Origin of the sequence: Kosakonia oryzendophytica (assembly GCF_027886705.1) — a bacterium.
GTDB lineage: Bacteria > Pseudomonadota > Gammaproteobacteria > Enterobacterales > Enterobacteriaceae > Kosakonia > Kosakonia oryzendophytica.
Genome location: NZ_CP115659.1, coordinates 5098905 through 5118956 on the forward strand (window position 1 = coordinate 5098905; position 20052 = coordinate 5118956).

Consider the following 20052-nt stretch of genomic DNA (forward strand, 5'->3'; position numbering starts at 1 on the left):
CCCGTAAGGCAGTACCTATAAAAATAACCCCACTCTCTACAAGGCTCGGGGCGCCCGAAAACGGGCATACAGGTTGACCGACAACAAAAGGCATAATGCCAAAATCGGAATCTTAAAATATGTGTGGAATTGTTGGCGCTGTCGCGCAGCGTGATGTTGCAGAAATCCTTCTCGAAGGTTTACGTCGTCTGGAATACCGTGGATATGACTCTGCCGGTCTGGCAGTGGTGGACAACAACGGGCATATGACGCGTCTGCGTCGTCTCGGTAAAGTGCAGATGCTCTCTCAGGCAGCGGAAGAACACCCGTTGCACGGTGGGACAGGTATTGCTCATACACGCTGGGCGACCCATGGTGAACCTTCTGAAGGCAATGCGCATCCGCATGTTTCAGACCATATTGTTGTGGTGCATAACGGCATCATCGAGAACCATGAACCGCTGCGCGAAGTTTTAAAAGCGCGCGGGTATGTGTTTGTGTCTGAAACAGACACTGAAGTGATCGCACATCTGGTGCACTGGGAACTGGAACAGGGCGGCACCCTGCGCGAGGCTGTGCTGCGTACCATTCCGCAGCTGCGCGGTGCATACGGTACGGTGATCATGGATACCCGCGATCCCAGTACGCTGCTGGCTGCACGTTCCGGTAGCCCGCTGGTTATCGGCCTCGGTATGGGGGAAAACTTTATCGCCTCCGACCAGTTGGCACTCCTGCCGGTGACCCGTCGCTTTATTTTCCTGGAAGAGGGCGATATCGCGGAAGTGACCCGTCGTACAGTGGTTGTTTTCGATAAATCAGGCGCGCAGGTGAAACGCCCGGATATTGAATCCAGTCTGCAATACGATGCGGGTGATAAAGGCATTTATCGTCACTACATGCAGAAAGAGATCTTTGAACAGCCGAATGCTATTAAAAATACTCTGACCGGCCGTATCAGCCACGGCGAAGTGGATTTGAGCGAACTGGGGGCGAATGCTAACGAGCTGCTGTCGAAAGTGGAACATATCCAGATCGTTGCCTGCGGAACTTCTTATAACTCCGGTATGGTTTCCCGTTACTGGTTTGAAGCGCTGGCCGGTGTTCCGTGTGATGTGGAGATCGCCTCTGAATTCCGCTACCGCAAATCGGCGGTGCGTCGCAACAGCCTGATGATCACCCTTTCCCAATCCGGCGAGACGGCGGATACACTGGCTGCATTGCGTCTGTCGAAAGAGCTGGGCTACCTTGGTTCACTGGCGATTTGTAACGTTCCGGGGTCGTCGCTGGTGCGTGAATCCGATCTGGCGATGATGACCAATGCCGGTACCGAAATTGGCGTTGCCTCCACCAAGGCTTTCACTACTCAGCTCACGGTTCTGCTGTTGCTGGTGGCGAAACTGAGCCGCCTGAAAGGGTTGGATGCGTCTATCGAGCACGACATCGTTCATGGTCTGCAGGCGCTACCGAGTCGTATTGAGCAGATGCTGTCACAGGATAAGCGTATTGAAGCGCTGGCGGAGGATTTCTCTGACAAACATCACGCGTTGTTCCTGGGGCGTGGCGATCAGTATCCGATTGCGCTGGAAGGCGCGCTGAAACTGAAAGAGATCTCCTATATTCACGCAGAAGCGTACGCGGCGGGCGAGCTGAAACACGGCCCTCTGGCGCTGATTGATGCCGATATGCCGGTGATTGTGGTGGCACCAAACAACGAACTGCTGGAAAAACTGAAATCCAATATCGAAGAGGTTCGCGCGCGCGGCGGTGTGCTGTACGTCTTCGCCGATCAGGATGCCGGTTTCACCAGCAGCGACAATCTGCATATCATTGAGATGCCGCATGTTGAAGAGATGATTGCGCCGATTTTCTACACCGTGCCGCTGCAATTGCTGGCGTACCACGTTGCGCTGATCAAAGGCACTGACGTTGACCAGCCGCGTAACCTGGCGAAATCCGTCACAGTAGAATAATCCGATAATGCGGCGCTAACGCCGTTACGGTCTGCGGTTTAACCGTACTGTAAACAAATCCGGTCATGCTTTTTAAAAAGCATACCGGATTTTTTTTATGGTCAGCCCGACACTCGCACTACCGGAATCAGACATTGCGCGGAATGTTCCGCGGCTGGCTATCTCAGCTGGAGCACTTACCGCTCCTGTGTTTCGCCTACCGTTGAATCTGCCCGGAGATGATCAATGTCTTCCCGCATAACCGTCAAAATCACCGCCGCACCGGACCTGCTTTTCTGGAAAATGGCCGGCAGTGAATCCCTCTCTGAACCCTTTGAATATCAACTTACCGTACTCGGACAAGATGCCCGAATAGACAGAAGCCAGATATTGGGGCAATCCGTCAGCGTTGAAATACCGGGCCAGGACGCGCTTGCAACACGGTATCTCAACGGAAAAGCCACCAGCGTGGCAGTCGCTTCCGTAGAGCTTTCCGGGCAGCGTTACGCGGCCTATCAGCTCACTGTTGAGTCGGATCTCTGGCCGATGCGGCTGGAGCGAAACATGCGTATTTTTCAGGCGCAGACGGTTCCGCAAATCGTCCAGACCATGCTGAGTGAACATGGGGTAAAGCTGGATAATCAGCTCACAGCAAGTTATCGGGTCTGGGAGTACTGTGTGCAGTACCAGGAAAGCAGCCTGGATTTCATCCGACGCTTAATGGAGCTGGAAGGTATCTCCTGGTATTTTCGCCATGCAGCGGATAACCATACGTTGGTACTTACCGACGCCGGTTCTGCTTTTCCGTCGGCAGCAGGTTATGATGTCATCCCCTATATACAGTCCCAGGCTGGCGGCGTGGCGGATGTTGAAGGCATTAGTCAGTGGTCAATGGAAGATCGCGTTACGCCGGGTATTTTCAGCACCGAGGATTACGACTTTCGTAAACCAAATGCCTGGCTTTTCCAGGCTCGCCAGAACCCCGCATCACCGTCGCCTGGCCGTATTGATGTGTATGAATGGCCGGGGCGTTTTGTTGAGCAAAATGACGGGGAATATTATGCCCGCATCAAGCAGGAACGCTGGCAGGTTGATCATCAGCAGACCGCGGGAACAGCCACCGCTATTGGCATTGCGGCCGGGCATACCTTTCAGCTCATTAATGCTCCTTTTATGCAGGATAATGGCCGCTATCTGGTGACAAAGACCTGGTTGCAGTTTGAAGAAAACCGCTATGCCAGCGGTGATGAAGGTGACAGTTCCCGGCTAATTAGCTTTAGCGTGATCCCGGCTTCTCTGACCTGGCGACCGGAGCAAAAAACCGCATGGCCGCGGACATATGGCCCGCAAACCGCTCGCGTAGTCGGCCCGGAGGGGGAACCTATCTGGACCGATAAATACGGGCGGGTAAAAGTGAAATTCCACTGGGACAGGCTGGGGAAAAGTGATGAAACCAGCTCTTGCTGGGTGCGCGTATCCAGTTCGTGGGCCGGTCAGGGATTTGGTGGTGTTCAGATCCCGCGGGTTGGTGATGAAGTGGTAATTGATTTTATCAACGGCGATCCCGACCGTCCGATGGTGACCGGGCGCGTATATAACGAAGCAAATATGCCGCCCTGGGCATTGCCCGCCGCCGCAACGGTAATGGGGTTTATGACGCGCTCAAAAACCGGCAATTGCGACAACGCCAGCTATCTGCTGTTTGAAGATAAACTCGGCGCTGAGCGCATGGATTTGCATGCGGAAAAGGACATGAATGTCTCGGTCGAAAATAATCAGGTGATTACAGTCGACGGTAACCGTAGCCTGACCGTTTTGGGTGAGCTTGATGATGAGGTGACGAAACGCGCAGGCTTCAAATACCATGCAACGCGCACGACGGAAGTGACGGATAAAGAGACCCGAACGGTAGGTAATGGTGAAGAAACCACCATTACGAATGGCCGTGTGATGCGGGTAACCAGCGGGGGTGAAACGGTGACGGTAAAAGGCAACCGCACTGAAGATATTGACGGTAGATCATCGCAGCATATTACCGGTCTGGTGAGTTATACCTTTGATAACGGCGTCTCGTCATTGATTACCGGCTCCAGGCAAGAGTCGATTTCGCAAAACCTGACACAAACGATCACCGGCAATAACATCACCATCATAGAAGGGGCGTGGACCCAGAAAATAGCGCAGGGTGCGACAATCTCTTCCCCTAAACTGATCACCATTGCGAGTGATGAAAAGGTGCACATTAAAACGCCACAAGCGCTTGAATATAAAGACCATAAAGAGACGGTTTCCCTGTTTTCTTTTGATTTTACCACCCTTAAGGTGGTCACCGAGGGGGCCTCGTTTACGGCTACCGCGATCAGCAAGGTAGGATTAACCAATCTGAAGTTCGATAAGTCGGCTTTTGATTTGGCCTCCAGCGAGGGTCGGGTAGCGTTTACCAATGCAATGATGCAATACGGTCAGGTGATGGCCTCGGTTCATGGTTTAACGATGTTTATGTAAGGGATTGATTAAATGAAGTTTGTTATCGTTTTTTCGGTAATATTTATCGTCGGCATGGTCGCTTATATCGTCTATCTGTTTAACCGTGACCATAAGATCCAGACACAGGGCCATGAATTGCAGGCTACCGTCGAAGAGGTCAGCTACATCAGCTCAAACGACAATGGCACCATTAACATTAAATATCGGCTCGCATTGCAAGAAGGAGGGGCCACCCGATCGGTGGAAGGGAAAGAGACCATTTCTGCCTTTAACGCATCAAAAATACAGAAAGGCAATAAAGTGGATATTAAGTATCTGGATGATCAACACATTCTGTTTGTGTTCGATAAACAGCAAGCGCCAGGCAGTTAGCCGCAGCGTAAAAAAGAGGTTGCCGATGGCAACCTCTCCTGACTTATTTGACCCTACGGCTCAGTTCATCAAGCTTGTTTTCCAGCGAATTAATGCTGCGTTGCATGTCATCAACTTTACGGCTTAATTCATCATTGCGTCTTTGCAGGTTTTCTCTGTCCCGCCCCATTTCCGAGAGCGTTTTTTTCATATCAGCGATGTCTTCTTTTTGTTTTGGCGCATCCTCTTGAATGTTTCTGAGTTTATTTACGCTCAGGTAATCCGATGGGACGATAGTTGCGTTACCCGTGTCATGTTCTGTGCCCTGCAAAACCATCACCGAATCAGACTGATAACCGGAGGAGCCAAGAGATACGGGCCTGTCGGCGGCATTGCCGTATGTAGCAGGAAGAAACGACAGCAATCCGATAGCGACAGCAACTGATTTAATCATCATCATTCCTTAGGGTTTACTATGTTGCATCAACAATGGTCCGACTTCGTAGCTATATAAATACGAAACCAGAGGCTTGTCTGCTACCTCTTCCTGGTAGCGCTGTCGCGCTGAAAATCGGTGGCGGATGATTGCTAAATCACTGGAAAAGGGATCGTTAGCTGGGGCGGAATAGCGGCGTTTATTCTGGCAGCGCTTTATGACAAATCCGGATTTTCAGCTACGTTTGGATTGTCATAAAAAGAAAATGTTCGTGTAATGAAGTTGTGGTAATTGAATGTTATTACATTGATTTATAAATGTTTTTAATAATTCAGCAAGGATATTTCATTGCTGTCATTAAACAGTAACAATCATTGCATATAACTGTCATCAAAGTGTCCTATTTTGCTCCGAGTAGCAACTCAAACAACGATTTACGAATCTTGCAGGAGACATTATGAACGTTATGCGTACCACTGTCGCAACTGTTGTCGCCGCGACCTTATCTCTGAGCGCTTTTGCTGCCAATGCTGCGGCAAGCCTGACCGGTGCTGGTGCAACTTTCCCTGCGCCGGTGTATGCCAAATGGGCTGATACCTACCAGAAAGAAACGGGTAATAAGATTAACTACCAGGGTATCGGTTCTTCCGGCGGCGTGAAACAAATTACGGCTAAAACGGTTGATTTCGGTGCTTCCGATGCCCCGCTGGCTGATGACAAACTGGCTCAGGAAGGCCTGTTCCAGTTCCCGACCGTAATCGGCGGTATTGTACTGGCTATTAACGTCCCGGGCATTAAATCCGGCGAGCTGGTACTGGATGGTAAAACGCTGGGTGATATCTATCTGGGCAACATCAAAAAATGGGATGACGCAGCGATTGCAAAACTCAACCCGGGTCTGAAACTGCCTTCGCAGAACATCGCGGTTGTGCGTCGTGCTGATGGTTCTGGCACCTCTTTCGTCTTCACCAGCTACCTGGCGAAAGTCAACGAAGAGTGGAAATCCAAAGTTGGCTCTGGCTCCACGGTTAACTGGCCGACCGGTCTGGGCGGTAAAGGTAACGACGGTATCGCCGCATTTGTACAGCGTCTGCCGGGTTCCATTGGTTATGTTGAATATGCTTACGCTAAGCAGAACAACCTGACCTACACCAAACTGCTGTCTGCAGATGGTAAAGCGGTTAGCCCGACTGAAACCAGCTTCTCTAACGCCGCAAAAAATATCGACTGGAGCAAATCCTTCGCTCAGGACCTGACTAACCAGAAAGGCGCGGATGTGTGGCCAATCACTTCCACCACCTTCATCCTGGTGCATAAAGAGCAGGCTAAACCGGAGCAAGGCGCTGAAGTCCTGAAATTCTTCGACTGGGCTTACAAAAAAGGCGGCAAACAAGCTAACGAACTTGACTACGCCACGCTTCCGGAAAGCGTCGTGACTCAGGTTCGCGCTGCATGGAAAGCAAATGTGAAAGACAGCAGCGGTAAAGCACTGTACTAATCACAGATTATTGAAGAATATGGCGAGTGGCGCTTACACCACTCGCCTTACAGATTCTCTGTAGGCCCGTAAGCCGATGCATGCGCCTTCGGGCAAATTCGTAAGACGTTAAACTGAAGAGTAATTTATGGCTGCAACCAAGCCGGCATTTAACCCTCCGGGAAAAAAAGGCGACATGATTTTCAGCGCACTGGTAAAACTGGCTGCGCTGATTGTGTTATTGCTGCTCAGCGGCATTATTGTGTCTCTGATTTTCTCCGCCTGGCCAAGCATTCAGAAGTTTGGTTTCTCATTCCTGTGGACCAAAGAGTGGGATGCTCCGAATGACATTTATGGTGCGTTGGTACCTATTTACGGCACTATCGTCACCTCAGTTATCGCGCTGCTGATCGCGGTTCCGGTGAGTTTCGGCATCGCGCTGTTTTTGACCGAACTGGCGCCAAACTGGCTGAAACGCCCGCTGGGTATTGCGATTGAGCTGCTGGCGGCTATCCCCAGTATTGTCTATGGCATGTGGGGCTTGTTTATCTTTGCTCCGCTGTTCGCCACCTATTTCCAGGAGCCGGTGGGTAATGTGCTCTCCACCATTCCGTTTGTGGGCGCGCTGTTTTCCGGGCCGGCGTTCGGTATTGGCATTCTGGCTGCCGGGGTGATCCTCGCGATCATGATTATTCCTTACATTGCGGCGGTTATGCGCGATGTGTTTGAACAAACGCCGGTGATGATGAAAGAGTCGGCGTACGGCATTGGCTGCACCACCTGGGAAGTGATCTGGCGCATCGTGCTGCCGTTCACGAAAAACGGGGTGATTGGCGGCATTATGCTGGGGTTGGGCCGCGCACTGGGCGAAACCATGGCGGTAACCTTTATCATCGGTAACACCTACCAACTCGATAGCGCTTCGCTGTTTATGCCGGGCAACAGTATCACTTCCGCACTGGCGAACGAATTCGCCGAAGCGGAATCCGGTCTGCATGTTGCCGCGCTAATGGAGCTGGGACTGATCCTGTTTGTGATCACTTTTATTGTGCTGGCCATTTCTAAAGTGATGATCCTGCGACTGGCGAAAAACGAGGGGGCGCGCTGATGGCAACGCTTGAAATGCAAAGCACGGTGCAATTAGCCGAGTCGCGCCGCAAAATGCAGGCGCGTCGTCGCATGAAAAACCGTATCGCCCTGACGCTGTCGATGGCGACCATGGTGTTTGGTCTGTTCTGGCTGGTCTGGATCCTCTTTTCTACCGTGGCACGCGGCTTTGATGGCATGTCTTTGGCACTGTTCACTGAAATGACACCGCCGCCGAATACGGCGGGTGGCGGTCTGGCGAACGCTCTGGCGGGCAGTGGTTTGCTGATTCTGTGGGCAACCGTCATCGGTACACCGCTGGGCATTATGGCGGGGATTTATCTGGCCGAGTATGGGCGTAAGTCGCTGCTCGCGGAAGTGATCCGCTTTATCAACGATATCCTGTTGTCTGCGCCTTCTATTGTGGTGGGGCTGTTTGTTTACACCATTGTGGTCGCGCAAATGCAGCACTTCTCCGGCTGGGCAGGCGTGATTGCGCTGGCGCTGTTGCAGGTGCCTATTGTTATCCGCACCACGGAAAACATGCTGAAACTGGTACCGGATAGCCTGCGTGAAGCGGCGTATGCGCTGGGAACGCCTAAATGGAAGATGATTGCGGCGATTACCCTGAAGGCCTCCGTCTCCGGGATTATGACGGGAGTGCTGCTGGCGGTTGCGCGTATTGCGGGTGAAACCGCGCCGTTGCTGTTTACTGCGCTTTCTAACCAGTTCTGGAGTACCGACATGATGCAGCCTATCGCTAACCTGCCGGTGACGATTTTCAAATTCGCTATGAGCCCGTTTGCCGAATGGCAAGAATTGGCCTGGGCCGGGGTATTGATTATCACTCTCTGTGTACTGTTGCTGAATATTCTGGCGCGCGTCATTTTCGCGAAGAGTAAACACGGTTAATTTTTTGCGACGCGGCGATAAGCGGCGTCGAGTTGAGGAAAGAGATAAATGAGTATGGTTGATACGACGCCGGGCAAAATTCAGGTTCGCGATTTGAACTTCTATTACGGCAAATTCCATGCACTGAAAAACATCAGCCTGGATATCGCTAAAAATCAGGTGACTGCGTTTATCGGGCCGTCAGGCTGCGGCAAGTCCACGCTGTTGCGTACCTTTAACAAGATGTTTGAGCTCTACCCGGAGCAGCGCGCTGAAGGTGAAATCCTGCTGGATGGCGATAACATCCTCACCAATACCCAGGATATCGCGCTGTTGCGTGCAAAAGTGGGCATGGTGTTCCAGAAGCCGACGCCGTTCCCGATGTCGATTTACGACAATATCGCCTTTGGCGTGCGTCTGTTTGAGAAGCTCTCCCGCGCCGATATGGACGAGCGCGTGCAGTGGGCTTTGACCAAAGCCGCATTATGGAACGAAACCAAGGATAAACTGCACCAGAGTGGGTACTCTCTCTCCGGTGGTCAGCAGCAGCGTCTGTGCATTGCACGCGGTATCGCGATTCGCCCGGAAGTGCTGTTGCTGGATGAGCCCTGTTCAGCGCTGGACCCGATTTCAACGGGTCGTATTGAAGAGCTGATTACTGAGCTTAAAGAGGATTACACCGTCGTGATCGTTACCCACAACATGCAGCAGGCTGCGCGTTGCTCCGATCATACGGCGTTTATGTATCTCGGCGAACTGATTGAGTTCAGTAATACGGATGATCTGTTCACCAAGCCGAAGAAGAAACAAACCGAAGACTATATTACCGGGCGCTACGGTTGATATGCCCGAACCGCAAAGGCGTAAACGCCTTGTTTTAACGTGAAATCTGTCGGGCATTTGGAGTTGAACCATGGACAACCTCAACCTTAACAAACATATTTCCGGGCAGTTCAACGCTGAACTGGAAAGTATCCGCACTCAGGTAATGACCATGGGTGGAATGGTGGAGCAGCAGCTTTCTGATGCGATCACCGCGATGCACAACCAGGACAGTGAGCTGGCAAAGCGCGTCGTCGAAGGTGATAAACAGGTCAACATGATGGAAGTGACCATCGATGAAGCCTGTGTGTGTATTATTGCCAAACGCCAGCCTACGGCGAGCGACCTGCGTCTGGTCATGGCAATTATTAAAACTATTGCTGAGCTGGAACGTATTGGCGATGTGGCGGATAAAATTTGCCGTACCGCACTGGAGAAATTCTCGCAGCAGCATCAGCCTCTTCTGGTGAGTCTGGAGTCGTTGGGCCGCCACACCGTGCAAATGCTGCATGATGTGCTGGACGCCTTCGCCCGCATGGATCTGGATGAAGCGGTACGCATCTACCGCGAAGATAAAAAAGTGGATCAGGAATACGAAGGCATCGTGCGTCAGTTAATGACGTACATGATGGAAGATTCCCGCACTATCCCGAGCGTCCTGACTGCTCTGTTCTGCGCCCGCTCTATCGAGCGTATTGGTGACCGCTGCCAGAATATTTGCGAATACATTTTCTACTTCGTGAAGGGGCAGGACTTCCGTCATGTCGGCGGTGATGAGCTGGATAAGCTGCTTGCCGGGAAAGATCCGAAAGAGTAATGCAGCAATATCACCCCCTCGCTACGGAGGGGGTGAGTGTCTCAGGCTGATTTCACCAGCAGTTTTCTCGCCAGATTATCGATATCCTCATACTGCCACAGTTTATCGCGCCAGCGTTGCGGAATACCGTTCACGCCGTAATACGCGCCGGCTAACTGCCCGACAATCGCGGCCGTGGTATCGGCATCGTCGCCAAGGTTGGTAGCCAGAAGAATCGTTTCCTCAAAATCACCGCCCTTTGCGAAACACCAGAGCGCGGCTTCCAGGCTCTGTACGCAATAACCGGTGCCAACGATATCCGCTCGCGTTTTCTGCAAATAGCGGCCTTCAGCGATGTGGCGCAGCTTTTCTTGCTGCGGCAGTTGCGGGATATGTGTCAGGATCTCCTGCTTGCTCATACCGCTCAGCGCATTGATCAGCATCTGTGCAAATAAGCGGCAACTGGCGACGGCTTCCGGGGCGGCATGGGTAGTACGCGATGAGGCTTCGGCATACTCCAGCACCTGCTGCGCATCCGGGAAATACCACAGCACGACGGGAGCAAGACGCATCAACGACCCGTTTCCGGCCGTTCGTGGATCGCTGGAACCGGCAAACGGTTCGCCATCGCTGGCAAATTTTTGCAGCGCCCCCGCAACAGTCATACCGATATCAAAACAGTGGCCCGTGGAGCTGAAATAGCCCCATTTCCACCAGTTAAGATAACGATTCATCTGATCTCTGGCATCAAAACCCCGGCAGGTCGTCAGGCTTTCCGCCAGGCACAGGGCCATAGAGGTATCATCCGTCCACTGCCCGGCTTGTAAGTGAAACGGGCCGCCGCCTACCATATCCGTTACCGGGGGAAAGCTGTCTTTCGGGCTAAATTCAACGGCAGTGCCCACGGCATCCCCGGCTGCCAGGCCGAGAAGCGTGCCCTGGTAGCGCTCAAGTAATTCTGGCATGGGTATACTCCGTCAGGATAAATCCGCCCACAGGCGTAGTTTTCCGCAATGCAGGCAGCGGAAGAGGTAACCCTGGCAGTCGCCGCCATCGAGAAGGTACTCAGGCAGTTTCTCGTAGTCCATACCAAATGCATAGCAGTCGGCTTGCAGGTCGGCAAACTGATCGAGTTTATCGGCAATTTCTTTCCAGCCGACGTACCCCACAAAAGCGCAGAAGTCGTTGCAATGCGCCAGCCAGTACTCCTGTTGCCAGCCGCAGTAACCCGGTGTGCGTTCGGTCAGCTCAACGAGACGGTCTTCCGGCCAGGGATTTTTGAACCCGGTGAATTCGCCGTCGTTGTCGTACTCCGCTTCAACGCCATCAACACTGGATTCGTCCTGAAAACTGCCGCCAAACTTTTGCGCGGCTGCGCCGTCAGCGATACACCACGGGCAAAGGTAATCGATCTCTTCGGTGGTGTAGAACGGATTGGTGTAATAAATCGCGGTCGGCTGCTGGCAGCAGGCGCAGGTGACCGTTTTGTCATCAGAAAACACCCCGGTGTCCAGGGGATGTGGGTGGTATTTAAAGACCGGAAGTGGTCGGGTTGCCTGGGCCATAAAAACGTCCTGTTTAGTGGTTTTGGTTAACGCGTAACATGCCACCCGCGTGCGCGCCACAGCTCTGGCAACTGCGCTAAATCAGTGAACGTAGTCACTTTCGGGTGATCGATAGGTTGGTTATGCGGATCGGCGCAGAAGTAAAACACTTCCATACCCGCCGCAATACCTGATTGTGCTCCGGCAGTGGAGTCGTCCACCAGAATACAGTTTACCGGATTAACATTCAGCGCTTTTGCCGCATGGTACATTAACGCTGGATCGGGCTTCCAGCGCTGGATGTCATAACCGCTGAACAGCGTGTCCGGAAAGTGATGCAGCAGACCCAGTTTACCTAAAGAGTGCTGCATTTTGCTGACCGGGCCGTTGGAGACCACGCACATCGGCACGCTAACAGCATCCAGCAGTGCGCCCGCGCCGGCAATCACTTCCAGCTCGGCATCAAACAGACGCGCGACCTCATCGCGGTACACTGGCTCCAGCGCGCTTTTCGCCAGAGCTACGCCATATTCAGCGCTGATGACATCAATAATTTCGTACAGTTTCATACCCTTAAAGCGCTTAAAGACCTCTTCCAGCGCCAGCGTGATGCCAAATTCTTTAAACATATGCACATAAGCGCGTGAGCAAATTACTTCACTGTCGACCAGGGTGCCGTCACAGTCGAAAAAAACCGCTTCAATGTGGGACATGCTGTTTCCTGTTTTGTTGCGAGTTTAACGTTTACTTAACGCAGATAGCGGGACGCAATCGTTGCCGTATAAGCAAATTCAATGAAAAAAAGTGTGTGATAACCGTCAACATTGTCTCATTTTGGTATAGGATAGCGACGAATTTTCCCTCCTATTCCGGAAATTGATAATGAGCCAACAACACACTACCCAGGCATCGGGCCAGGGGTTGCTTGACCGCGTGTTTAAACTGCGCGAACACGGCACATCGGCACGTACCGAAGTGATCGCCGGTTTCACAACGTTTTTGACGATGGTGTATATCGTCTTTGTTAACCCACAAATTTTGGGCGTCGCCGGGATGGACACCAGCGCAGTATTCGTTACCACCTGCCTGATTGCTGCATTTGGTAGCATCCTGATGGGACTGGTTGCCAACCTGCCGGTAGCGCTGGCACCGGCGATGGGCCTGAACGCCTTCTTCGCGTTTGTGGTGGTGGGCGCCATGGGATTGTCCTGGCAAGTGGGTATGGGTGCCATTTTCTGGGGGGCGGTTGGCCTGTTGCTGCTGACCCTTTTCCGCGTCCGTTACTGGATGATTGCCAATATTCCGGTGAGCCTGCGTGTGGGGATCACCAGCGGTATCGGTTTGTTTATTGGCATGATGGGTCTGAAAAACGCCGGTGTCATTGTCGCGAACAAAGAAACACTGGTGAGCATTGGTAACCTGACTTCCCACAGCGTTCTGCTGGGCGTCCTCGGTTTCTTCATCATTGCGATTCTGGCATCCCGCAATATTCACGCCGCAGTGCTGGTTTCCATCGTGGTGACCACGCTGCTGGGCTGGTTGCTGGGTGATGTGCAATATCACGGTATTGTTTCCGCACCGCCGAGTGTGGCCAGCGTGGTTGGCAACGTAGATTTAGCCGGTTCGTTTAATATTGGTCTGGCTGGCGTGATCTTCTCCTTTATGCTGGTGAACCTGTTCGACTCCTCCGGTACGCTGATCGGTGTTACTGACAAAGCCGGGCTGGTGGACGAAAACGGCAAGTTTCCGCGCATGAAACAAGCGCTGTTCGTTGACAGTATCTCTTCCGTTACCGGGTCCTTTATCGGAACCTCTTCTGTTACGGCGTATATCGAATCTTCTTCCGGCGTGTCTGTCGGTGGTCGTACCGGCCTGACTGCCGTTGTGGTGGGTTTGTTGTTCCTGTTGGTTATCTTCCTGTCGCCGCTGGCGGGGATGGTGCCGGGCTACGCTGCTGCGGGTGCGCTGATCTATGTTGGTGTGCTGATGACATCCAGCCTGGCGCGTGTGAAGTGGGAAGATCTGACAGAAGCGGTACCTGCGTTTATCACTGCGGTGATGATGCCGTTCAGTTTCTCCATTACTGAAGGTATCGCGCTGGGCTTTATCTCTTACTGTGTGATGAAAATCGGGACGGGGCGCCTGCGCGATCTCAGCCCGTGCGTCATTGTTGTCGCACTGCTGTTCTTGCTGAAAATCGTCTTTATCGACGCGCATTAATCTGCATTTCCCTCTCCCTTGCCGGGAGAGGGAAAACCGATTACCGCTTAACGCGCTGGATATACTCTCCGAAAGCGGTAAGTTGCCCGCTCAGATGATCAAGCGTGCTTTGATCAACCACTTCCCCCGTCTGCTGATCCACTTTGTTCTGGATGACTCCGCCCATAAATTCAGGCTTATTCATCACCATTGCATCGAGAAAGACGAGGATTTGGCGCAGATGATACTGGCAGCGTGCACCGCCGATTGCGCCCATTGAACTGGTTTGAATCAATACAGGTTTCCCGGCGAGCGGCTGTTCCGGCAAGCGTGATAACCAGTCTATGGCGTTCTTCAGGCCACCCGGCACTGAGTAGTTGTATTCAGGGGTGACGATAACCACACCATCCGCTGCGCGGATTTGTGCGGCAATGGCTTCCAGGCTCTGCGGAAATCCTTCTTCCTGTTGTATATCGGCATCATACAGTGGGATATCAGCAATCGAGGGCAGCGGTGTGATAGTCATTCCCGCAGGCGCAAGCTTGGGCAACGTACGTGCAACCATGGCATTAAAAGAGCCTTTACGCAGACTCCCAAGCAGTGTCACAACATTGAGTTCAGCAGACATGATGACTCCTTGCTAACGGATCAGTTAAGGATCAGGGCTTTTTCGGCAGGTAAGCTGGTGAATCGCATCAGACGGGAGGCGGGATCGTTGGCGCGCGTTTGTACATCGGCAAGGTAACGCCACCCTTTTTGACTATCAAATTCCCAGATTTTAAGGCTTTCGATGGCGGGGGCGACGGCCACCGACCAAATCAACACGTCTTCAGCATCACACATCACTTCCACTTGCGCCAGTTGCGCCACGCGAAGTCGACCGGAGCCTGGCAAAAGCTGTAACTGCCCGGGATCATCCTGCATCTGATGGATCAGCTTCATCACGCTTTGGCGCAGTGTCAGAATCTGAGTTTGTGCTTCATTCGGATCGCTTTGGTTATTGATCCACAACTGTTCATTGCCTGTGAATAGAGGCTGCTTTTGCCCGTGCGGGTTATGGAAACCCCGTGTCGCGCGTTGAAGCTCCATATCCAGACCGCATTCACCCTCTGTTGTTAGCGCAACGCCCACCATGTTTCCGGCATAGGACAGCGAGAACTGCGGCAGGCTGCTGTCGGCAAAGGCGGGTTTTCCGCTGGCTTCAATAGCAATCTCCGGCAACTCGCTGATGCCGTACAGCATAAACATCATTTCGGCGAGTAAGGCCCTGGACGCGAGGAAACGTGAGCGTCGATGTTCGGGGAGCTGACGAGCGCTGTCATGACAGGTTACCGGGAGTCGGGTAGAGACGAGATGTCCTTCTGAAAGAATCCCTCTTGCAAAATGCGTAGCCATTTTTCGCTCCGTGATAATGGTCTGGATGAATCGAATCGATAATCAATATTATCGCCCATACTGGATAGGTTTTAATGCGGAAATTCGCATCTGAAAAGTCCTAAGCGACCATATTTACATTTTCTTTAGCCAATCCTGCGTACTTTACGAAATTTGGCCGCCAGGGAAGCAAACGGCCGCTAAAACGGCCGTTCGGTGAGCAGTGGGAAAGGGTTATTTACCGATACAGAAACTGGAGAAAATACGACCGAGTAAATCATCGGAGGTAAACTCGCCGGTGATCTCACTCAAGCTCTGCTGTGCCAGGCGGAGCTCTTCAGCCAGCAGCTCACCAGCCCATGCGCCAAGCAGTTGCGCTTTACCCTGTTGCAGATGCTCCGCCGCTGTTTCCAGCGCTTGCAGGTGGCGGCGGCGTGCCAGGAACCCGCCTTCCATGTTAGTGTCGAATCCAATGCTTTGCTTGAGATGAAGACGCAGCGTGTCGACGCCTTCGCCGGTATGCGCAGAGAGGCGTATAAGTGAGTGGCTATTCACTTCGCTCATGCCTGGTTGCTCGCCGGTAACATCCGTTTTGTTACGCACCACCGTAATCGGTAATTTCGCCGGTAAACGGGCAATAAAATCTGGCCATATTTCCGCCGGGTCAACCGCGTCAGTCGTGGTGCCATCCACCATAAACAGTACCCGGTCCGCTTGCTCAATCTCCAGCCACGCGCGTTCGATGCCGATACGCTCGACTTCATCACAGGCTTCACGCAGACCTGCGGTATCGATAATGTGCAGCGGCATGCCATCAATATGGATATGCTCGCGCAACACGTCGCGGGTAGTGCCGGCGATATCGGTCACGATAGCGGCTTCCCGCCCGGCCAGCGCATTCAGCAGGCTTGATTTTCCGGCATTTGGGCGGCCGGCAATCACCACTTTCATCCCTTCGCGCAGCAGACTTCCCTGGCGTGCTTCAGCGCGCACAGCATCCAGATCGGCAATCACGCTGTGCAACTGCGCTTCAATTTTTCCGTCCGAGAGAAAATCGATTTCTTCATCCGGGAAATCGATCGCGGCTTCGACATAGATGCGCAGGTGAGTAAGTGCTTCCACCAGGTGATTCACGCGGGTGGAAAACGCCCCTTGCAATGAGTTCAGCGCTGAACGTGCTGCCTGCTCGGAGCTGGCATCAATCAAATCGGCGATGGCTTCAGCCTGCGCCAGATCAAGCTTATCGTTGAGAAATGCGCGTTCAGAAAATTCACCCGGTCTGGCAATACGCAGCCCTGGCAGCGTCAGAATGCGTTTTAACAGCAGATCGAGGATCACCGGGCCGCCGTGGCCCTGCAGTTCCAGTACATCTTCACCGGTAAAGGAGTTTGGCCCTGGGAACCACAGCGCAATGCCCTGGTCCAGCGCTGCGCCATCAGCGTCCAGGAACGGCAGATAGTCGGCATAACGCGGTTTTGGCAGTTTGCCTAATACCGCCTGCGCAACGTCGCGCGCCTGGCGGCCGGAAATACGCAAGATGCCCACACCACCGCGTCCCGGTGGGGTTGCCTGGGCGACAATCGTGTCGTTATGGCTCATGGTTTGTTTTCCGAAACCTCAAAATAAAAAAGGCGGTCAGATGACCGCCTTGTCTGAATCTTAACGCGTATCAGGAGCTTTTCTTCTCGCGGCTATGCAAACCACGTTTCTCCAGACCACGGTAAATCAGCTGCTGCTGAATAATGGTCACCAGGTTGCTGACGATATAGTACAGCACCAGACCTGATGGAAACCACAGGAAGAACACCGTGAAGATGACCGGCATAAAGGTCATGATCTTCTGCTGCATCGGGTCGGTCACGGTGGTCGGCGACATCTTCTGAATGAAGAACATCGTTACGCCCATCAGAATCGGCAGGATGTAGTACGGGTCTTGTGCGGACAGGTCATGGATCCACAGTGCGAACGGCGCATGGCGCAGCTCAACAGAGCCCATCAGCATATAGTACAGCGCCAGGAAGATTGGCATCTGAATCAGCAGCGGGAAACAGCCACCCAGCGGGTTCACTTTTTCCGCTTTGTACAACGCCATCATTTCCTGGCTCATACGCTGCTTGTCTTCACCCAAACGCTCACGCATGGCCTGAATTTTTGGCTGCAGCATGCGCATTTTCGCCATGGAGGTGTACTGCGCTTTGGTCAGCGGGTACATGATGCCACGAACGATAAAGGTGATTGCAATGATGGAGAAGCCCCAGTTACCCAGGAAGCTATGGATCCATTTCAGCAGTTTGAACAGCGGCTGAGAGATAAACCACAACCAACCGTAATCCACAGTCAGATCCAGATGCGGTGCAGCGGCTGCCATTTTGTCCTGAATTTCCGGACCCACCCACAGGGTGCTGTTCAGCGATGCAGTCTGGCCTGGTGCGATGCTCACTGGCTGCGATTTGTAGCCGATGGCTGCAACGCCATTGCCCAGGTTGCTGGTATAGAAGTTGTTCGTACCATCGTTGCGCGGGATCCACGCTGTAGCGAAATACTGTTGCAGCATTGCAACCCAACCGCTGTTTGCGCTGACGTTCAGGTTTTCGTTATCGGCAATGGTGTCGAACTTGTATTTCTCATACTTCGCGTCAGGCGTGGAGTAGGCCGCGCCGCGGAAGGTATGCAGCGCAAAGTTGCTGCTGCCTGTATCGCGATGTGACGGCAGATTGATGGATTGCTTCAACTGACCGAAGGTAGCCACTTCCAGCGGTTTATCACTGGCGTTCTGCACGTTATAGCCTACGTTCACCGCGTATTCACCGCGTTTCAGCGTGAATGTTTTGGTGAATGTGTTGCCAGCAGCGTCGGTATAGGTCAGCGGGATCGCCAGTTCGTTCTGGCCGTCAGCCAGTACAAACGCATCTTTTTCCACGTTATACAGCGGACGCGGGCCATTTGCCGGGTTATCCGGACCGTTAGCACCCGTCAGACCGCTCTGCGCCTGATAGATAAACTGCGGTGTGGTTTCCAGTAACTGGAACGGCTCGCTGGCACCCAGTTCTTTCGGATAAGCCGGAAGCAGTGCCTGCTCAACATCACCACCACGGGTGTTGATGGTCAGCTCAAGCACATCGGTTTTAACCGTTATCAGTTTCCCCTGGCCACTGGCCGGTACGCCCTGGTCGGCTGCGCTACCCGCTGCGGTGGTCGTAGTCTGCGTGGTCTGCTGTTGCGCCGGAGGAGGATTTTTATCCTTCTCCCACGTTTGCCAGATCATGAAAGACACGAACAACAAAGCGATGATAAAAAGATTGCGTTGCGAATCCATCGTTAGTGTTCTCTGGTTTTAGAAGGTCCTGGCGGGACGGGATCGTCTCCACCCGGGTGTAAAGGGTGGCATTTTAATACGCGTTTCACTGTCAACCAACTGCCTTTTATCACTCCAAACCTGCGCAATGCCTCAATTCCATAGTGAGAGCAGGTTGGCGTGAAACGGCAGTGCGGCCCGAGTAGCGGACTAATCAGGCGTTGATAGACCCGAATCAGGCCGATCAGGACCCTTGAGCCAGGCGACAATGGCGGCGCCATAATTTTTCCAACGCTTCCGAGAGAGCACGGTTATCGAGGTCGGCAACCCCTTTCTTCGCCACCACCACAAAATCCATTGCCGGCAGTTCATGCTGGCGCAAACGAAAACTCTCACGCGTCAGACGTTTAATCCGATTGCGTTCATGAGCGCGTTTGACGTTTTTCTTGGCGACGGTAAGACCGATACGGGGATGCCCCAGCGAATTCAGGCGGCCGAGGATGGTGATTTGCGGCGTGCCAGCCCGTTGTGGCTGCTGGAAGACGAAAGTGAAATGAGTGGGAGTTAACAAACGTAACTCCCTGGGAAAAGCGAGCTTAACCACTCAGGGGTTAGCTTTATTACTTGGAAACGGTCAGACGTGCGCGGCCTTTAGCGCGACGACGAGCCAGAACCTGGCGACCATTTTTAGTAGCCATACGAGCACGGAAGCCGTGAGAACGGTTGCGCTTCAGTACAGACGGTTGAAAAGTGCGTTTCATGGCGGTTTCTACCTAAACTTGAATAAATTCACTGACTTTTGCGTATGCCTGAACGGAAATCGAACGACTGGCGCGCAAGCCATGGGTAATTAAAGAGGCCGGATTGTAATAATTGTACACTCCGGAGTCAATTCTCTTTCCTTATAGCGCACGTATTTTCGCACATAATTGCGCGAAAAATAAGCAGCATTCGACGACTGCATAAGAGCATAACGCGCCGGGGGCAGGATTATACGGGGACGGCAGTAAAGCGCAAGGATCCTCCAGGATCTTCGTTAGATCGTTTAAGCAATAAATCGTCGTTACTCATTAAATTTTCCAATATGCGGCCTAAATCGTCCCGCTCCTCTCTCTGGATCGTTTACACTGACCCGGTTCAGAATCGCCCTGTGGATAAATCGTGAAGAATCTGTGAGAAACAGAAGATCTCTGCCGCGGTTTACGCTATGATCCGCGGTCCCGATCGCGATCCAGGATCGTGAACAGGGCAAAAACCGTAAATAGCGGTTCGCACGTCACCCGGTTGGGTCTTATCGATGTGTGTCAAAAAACATTAATGTTTCTGTCTTTACTATTTATCGATTTTCGTTCGAGTGGAGTCCGCC

Annotated in this window: 21 protein-coding genes; 9 read left to right on the forward strand and 12 right to left on the reverse strand. The window is 52.8% G+C overall.

Annotated elements, in window-relative coordinates; translation table 11 throughout:
* Positions 1-119 precede the first annotated feature (119 nt).
* The 3 genes from glmS (at position 120) to O9K67_RS24515 (ending at position 4787) form a co-directional block, all read left to right on the forward strand.
* Positions 120-1949: a glutamine--fructose-6-phosphate transaminase (isomerizing) gene (gene glmS, locus O9K67_RS24505; RefSeq protein WP_061499619.1), complete on the forward strand. Its 1830-nt coding sequence runs from the start codon at positions 120-122 to the stop codon at positions 1947-1949.
* Positions 1950-2174: 225 nt separating this feature from the next.
* The gene (locus O9K67_RS24510; RefSeq protein ID WP_061499622.1) at positions 2175-4433 is read left to right on the forward strand and encodes a type VI secretion system Vgr family protein; all 2259 of its coding nucleotides are present in this window, start codon (positions 2175-2177) and stop codon (positions 4431-4433) included.
* A gap of 12 nt (positions 4434-4445) precedes the next feature.
* Entirely contained in the window at positions 4446-4787 is a 342-nt protein-coding gene (locus O9K67_RS24515; RefSeq protein WP_061499625.1) for a hypothetical protein, read from the forward strand.
* Positions 4788-4830: 43 nt separating this feature from the next.
* Here the strand turns inward: O9K67_RS24515 and O9K67_RS24520 are convergent, their stop codons facing one another.
* Positions 4831-5220: a hypothetical protein gene (locus O9K67_RS24520; protein ID WP_061499627.1), complete on the reverse strand. Its 390-nt coding sequence runs from the start codon at positions 5218-5220 to the stop codon at positions 4831-4833.
* A gap of 439 nt (positions 5221-5659) precedes the next feature.
* Between O9K67_RS24520 and pstS the strand changes: the two genes are divergently transcribed.
* The 5 genes from pstS to phoU all read left to right on the forward strand — a co-directional run bounded on the left by pstS (position 5660) and on the right by phoU (position 10295).
* Positions 5660-6700 carry a phosphate ABC transporter substrate-binding protein PstS gene (gene pstS / locus O9K67_RS24525; RefSeq protein ID WP_061499630.1) on the forward strand — a complete coding sequence of 347 codons (1041 nt, stop codon included), beginning with the start codon at positions 5660-5662 and terminating at the stop codon, positions 6698-6700.
* 127 nt (positions 6701-6827) lie between these two features.
* On the forward strand, positions 6828-7787 hold the full coding sequence (gene pstC, locus O9K67_RS24530) for a phosphate ABC transporter permease PstC (RefSeq protein ID WP_061499632.1): 960 nt from the start codon (positions 6828-6830) through the stop codon (positions 7785-7787).
* Positions 7787-8677, forward strand: coding sequence for a phosphate ABC transporter permease PstA (gene pstA, locus O9K67_RS24535; protein ID WP_061499635.1), 891 nt, complete (start codon positions 7787-7789; stop codon positions 8675-8677). The genes pstC and pstA overlap by 1 nt, the downstream gene beginning before the upstream one ends.
* Before the next feature lie 48 nt (positions 8678-8725).
* The gene (gene pstB, locus O9K67_RS24540; RefSeq protein WP_061499637.1) at positions 8726-9499 is read left to right on the forward strand and encodes a phosphate ABC transporter ATP-binding protein PstB; all 774 of its coding nucleotides are present in this window, start codon (positions 8726-8728) and stop codon (positions 9497-9499) included.
* Between the two features lie 70 nt (positions 9500-9569).
* Positions 9570-10295, forward strand: coding sequence for a phosphate signaling complex protein PhoU (gene phoU / locus O9K67_RS24545; protein ID WP_061499641.1), 726 nt, complete (start codon positions 9570-9572; stop codon positions 10293-10295).
* Positions 10296-10336: 41 nt separating this feature from the next.
* Here phoU and O9K67_RS24550 read toward each other — a convergent pair whose 3' ends face one another.
* Genes O9K67_RS24550 through yieH form a run of 3 tightly spaced genes read right to left on the reverse strand, consistent with a single transcriptional unit; the run spans position 10337 to position 12531 of the window.
* On the reverse strand, positions 10337-11239 hold the full coding sequence (locus O9K67_RS24550) for an ADP-ribosylglycohydrolase family protein (protein WP_061499643.1): 903 nt from the start codon (positions 11237-11239) through the stop codon (positions 10337-10339).
* Between the two features lie 12 nt (positions 11240-11251).
* Positions 11252-11839, reverse strand: coding sequence for a PF03691 family colicin E2 tolerance protein CbrC (gene cbrC, locus O9K67_RS24555; RefSeq protein WP_061499646.1), 588 nt, complete (start codon positions 11837-11839; stop codon positions 11252-11254).
* 26 nt (positions 11840-11865) lie between these two features.
* Positions 11866-12531 carry a 6-phosphogluconate phosphatase gene (gene yieH / locus O9K67_RS24560; RefSeq protein ID WP_061499648.1) on the reverse strand — a complete coding sequence of 222 codons (666 nt, stop codon included), beginning with the start codon at positions 12529-12531 and terminating at the stop codon, positions 11866-11868.
* A 169-nt stretch (positions 12532-12700) separates the two neighbouring features.
* Here yieH and O9K67_RS24565 point away from each other — a divergent pair, with 169 nt between their 5' ends.
* Positions 12701-14038, forward strand: coding sequence for an NCS2 family permease (locus O9K67_RS24565; protein WP_061499651.1), 1338 nt, complete (start codon positions 12701-12703; stop codon positions 14036-14038).
* A gap of 40 nt (positions 14039-14078) precedes the next feature.
* Here the strand turns inward: O9K67_RS24565 and O9K67_RS24570 are convergent, their stop codons facing one another.
* The 8 genes from O9K67_RS24570 to O9K67_RS24855 all read right to left on the reverse strand — a co-directional run bounded on the left by O9K67_RS24570 (position 14079) and on the right by O9K67_RS24855 (position 19757).
* Positions 14079-14645 (reverse strand): NADPH-dependent FMN reductase, encoded by a 567-nt coding sequence (locus O9K67_RS24570; protein WP_061499655.1) that lies wholly within the window; start codon positions 14643-14645, stop codon positions 14079-14081.
* A gap of 20 nt (positions 14646-14665) precedes the next feature.
* Positions 14666-15412 carry a 4'-phosphopantetheinyl transferase family protein gene (locus O9K67_RS24575; RefSeq protein WP_061499657.1) on the reverse strand — a complete coding sequence of 249 codons (747 nt, stop codon included), beginning with the start codon at positions 15410-15412 and terminating at the stop codon, positions 14666-14668.
* Positions 15413-15625: 213 nt separating this feature from the next.
* Positions 15626-16990, reverse strand: coding sequence for a tRNA uridine-5-carboxymethylaminomethyl(34) synthesis GTPase MnmE (mnmE, locus tag O9K67_RS24580; protein WP_061499660.1), 1365 nt, complete (start codon positions 16988-16990; stop codon positions 15626-15628).
* A gap of 70 nt (positions 16991-17060) precedes the next feature.
* The gene (gene yidC, locus O9K67_RS24585; RefSeq protein ID WP_061499662.1) at positions 17061-18707 is read right to left on the reverse strand and encodes a membrane protein insertase YidC; all 1647 of its coding nucleotides are present in this window, start codon (positions 18705-18707) and stop codon (positions 17061-17063) included.
* A gap of 2 nt (positions 18708-18709) precedes the next feature.
* A complete protein-coding gene (yidD, locus tag O9K67_RS24590) occupies positions 18710-18967 on the reverse strand; it encodes a membrane protein insertion efficiency factor YidD (RefSeq protein WP_071890658.1) in 258 nt (85 codons plus the stop codon).
* The gene (rnpA, locus tag O9K67_RS24595) at positions 18931-19290 is read right to left on the reverse strand and encodes a ribonuclease P protein component (protein WP_017458071.1); all 360 of its coding nucleotides are present in this window, start codon (positions 19288-19290) and stop codon (positions 18931-18933) included. The genes yidD and rnpA overlap by 37 nt, the downstream gene beginning before the upstream one ends.
* Before the next feature lie 16 nt (positions 19291-19306).
* Positions 19307-19447 (reverse strand): 50S ribosomal protein L34, encoded by a 141-nt coding sequence (rpmH, locus tag O9K67_RS24600; protein WP_000831330.1) that lies wholly within the window; start codon positions 19445-19447, stop codon positions 19307-19309.
* Positions 19448-19676: 229 nt separating this feature from the next.
* The gene (locus tag O9K67_RS24855; RefSeq protein ID WP_420843408.1) at positions 19677-19757 is read right to left on the reverse strand and encodes a hypothetical protein; all 81 of its coding nucleotides are present in this window, start codon (positions 19755-19757) and stop codon (positions 19677-19679) included.
* Positions 19758-20052: the final 295 nt, after the last annotated feature.

What these genes read in the sequence shown, in the direction of transcription:
- glmS (WP_061499619.1), top strand. Translation starts at nt 120, where the DNA reads ATGTGTGGAATTGTTGGCGCTGTCGCGCAGCGTGATGTTGCAGAAATC.
- O9K67_RS24510 (WP_061499622.1), top strand. Translation starts at nt 2,175, where the DNA reads ATGTCTTCCCGCATAACCGTCAAAATCACCGCCGCACCGGACCTGCTT.
- O9K67_RS24515 (WP_061499625.1), top strand. Translation starts at nt 4,446, where the DNA reads ATGAAGTTTGTTATCGTTTTTTCGGTAATATTTATCGTCGGCATGGTC.
- O9K67_RS24520 (WP_061499627.1), bottom strand. Translation starts at nt 5,220, where the DNA reads ATGATTAAATCAGTTGCTGTCGCTATCGGATTGCTGTCGTTTCTTCCT.
- pstS (WP_061499630.1), top strand. Translation starts at nt 5,660, where the DNA reads ATGAACGTTATGCGTACCACTGTCGCAACTGTTGTCGCCGCGACCTTA.
- pstC (WP_061499632.1), top strand. Translation starts at nt 6,828, where the DNA reads ATGGCTGCAACCAAGCCGGCATTTAACCCTCCGGGAAAAAAAGGCGAC.
- pstA (WP_061499635.1), top strand. Translation starts at nt 7,787, where the DNA reads ATGGCAACGCTTGAAATGCAAAGCACGGTGCAATTAGCCGAGTCGCGC.
- pstB (WP_061499637.1), top strand. Translation starts at nt 8,726, where the DNA reads ATGAGTATGGTTGATACGACGCCGGGCAAAATTCAGGTTCGCGATTTG.
- phoU (WP_061499641.1), top strand. Translation starts at nt 9,570, where the DNA reads ATGGACAACCTCAACCTTAACAAACATATTTCCGGGCAGTTCAACGCT.
- O9K67_RS24550 (WP_061499643.1), bottom strand. Translation starts at nt 11,239, where the DNA reads ATGCCAGAATTACTTGAGCGCTACCAGGGCACGCTTCTCGGCCTGGCA.
- cbrC (WP_061499646.1), bottom strand. Translation starts at nt 11,839, where the DNA reads ATGGCCCAGGCAACCCGACCACTTCCGGTCTTTAAATACCACCCACAT.
- yieH (WP_061499648.1), bottom strand. Translation starts at nt 12,531, where the DNA reads ATGTCCCACATTGAAGCGGTTTTTTTCGACTGTGACGGCACCCTGGTC.
- O9K67_RS24565 (WP_061499651.1), top strand. Translation starts at nt 12,701, where the DNA reads ATGAGCCAACAACACACTACCCAGGCATCGGGCCAGGGGTTGCTTGAC.
- O9K67_RS24570 (WP_061499655.1), bottom strand. Translation starts at nt 14,645, where the DNA reads ATGTCTGCTGAACTCAATGTTGTGACACTGCTTGGGAGTCTGCGTAAA.
- O9K67_RS24575 (WP_061499657.1), bottom strand. Translation starts at nt 15,412, where the DNA reads ATGGCTACGCATTTTGCAAGAGGGATTCTTTCAGAAGGACATCTCGTC.
- mnmE (WP_061499660.1), bottom strand. Translation starts at nt 16,990, where the DNA reads ATGAGCCATAACGACACGATTGTCGCCCAGGCAACCCCACCGGGACGC.
- yidC (WP_061499662.1), bottom strand. Translation starts at nt 18,707, where the DNA reads ATGGATTCGCAACGCAATCTTTTTATCATCGCTTTGTTGTTCGTGTCT.
- yidD (WP_071890658.1), bottom strand. Translation starts at nt 18,967, where the DNA reads ATGGCGCCGCCATTGTCGCCTGGCTCAAGGGTCCTGATCGGCCTGATT.
- rpmH (WP_000831330.1), bottom strand. Translation starts at nt 19,447, where the DNA reads ATGAAACGCACTTTTCAACCGTCTGTACTGAAGCGCAACCGTTCTCAC.
- O9K67_RS24855 (WP_420843408.1), bottom strand. Translation starts at nt 19,757, where the DNA reads ATGAGTAACGACGATTTATTGCTTAAACGATCTAACGAAGATCCTGGA.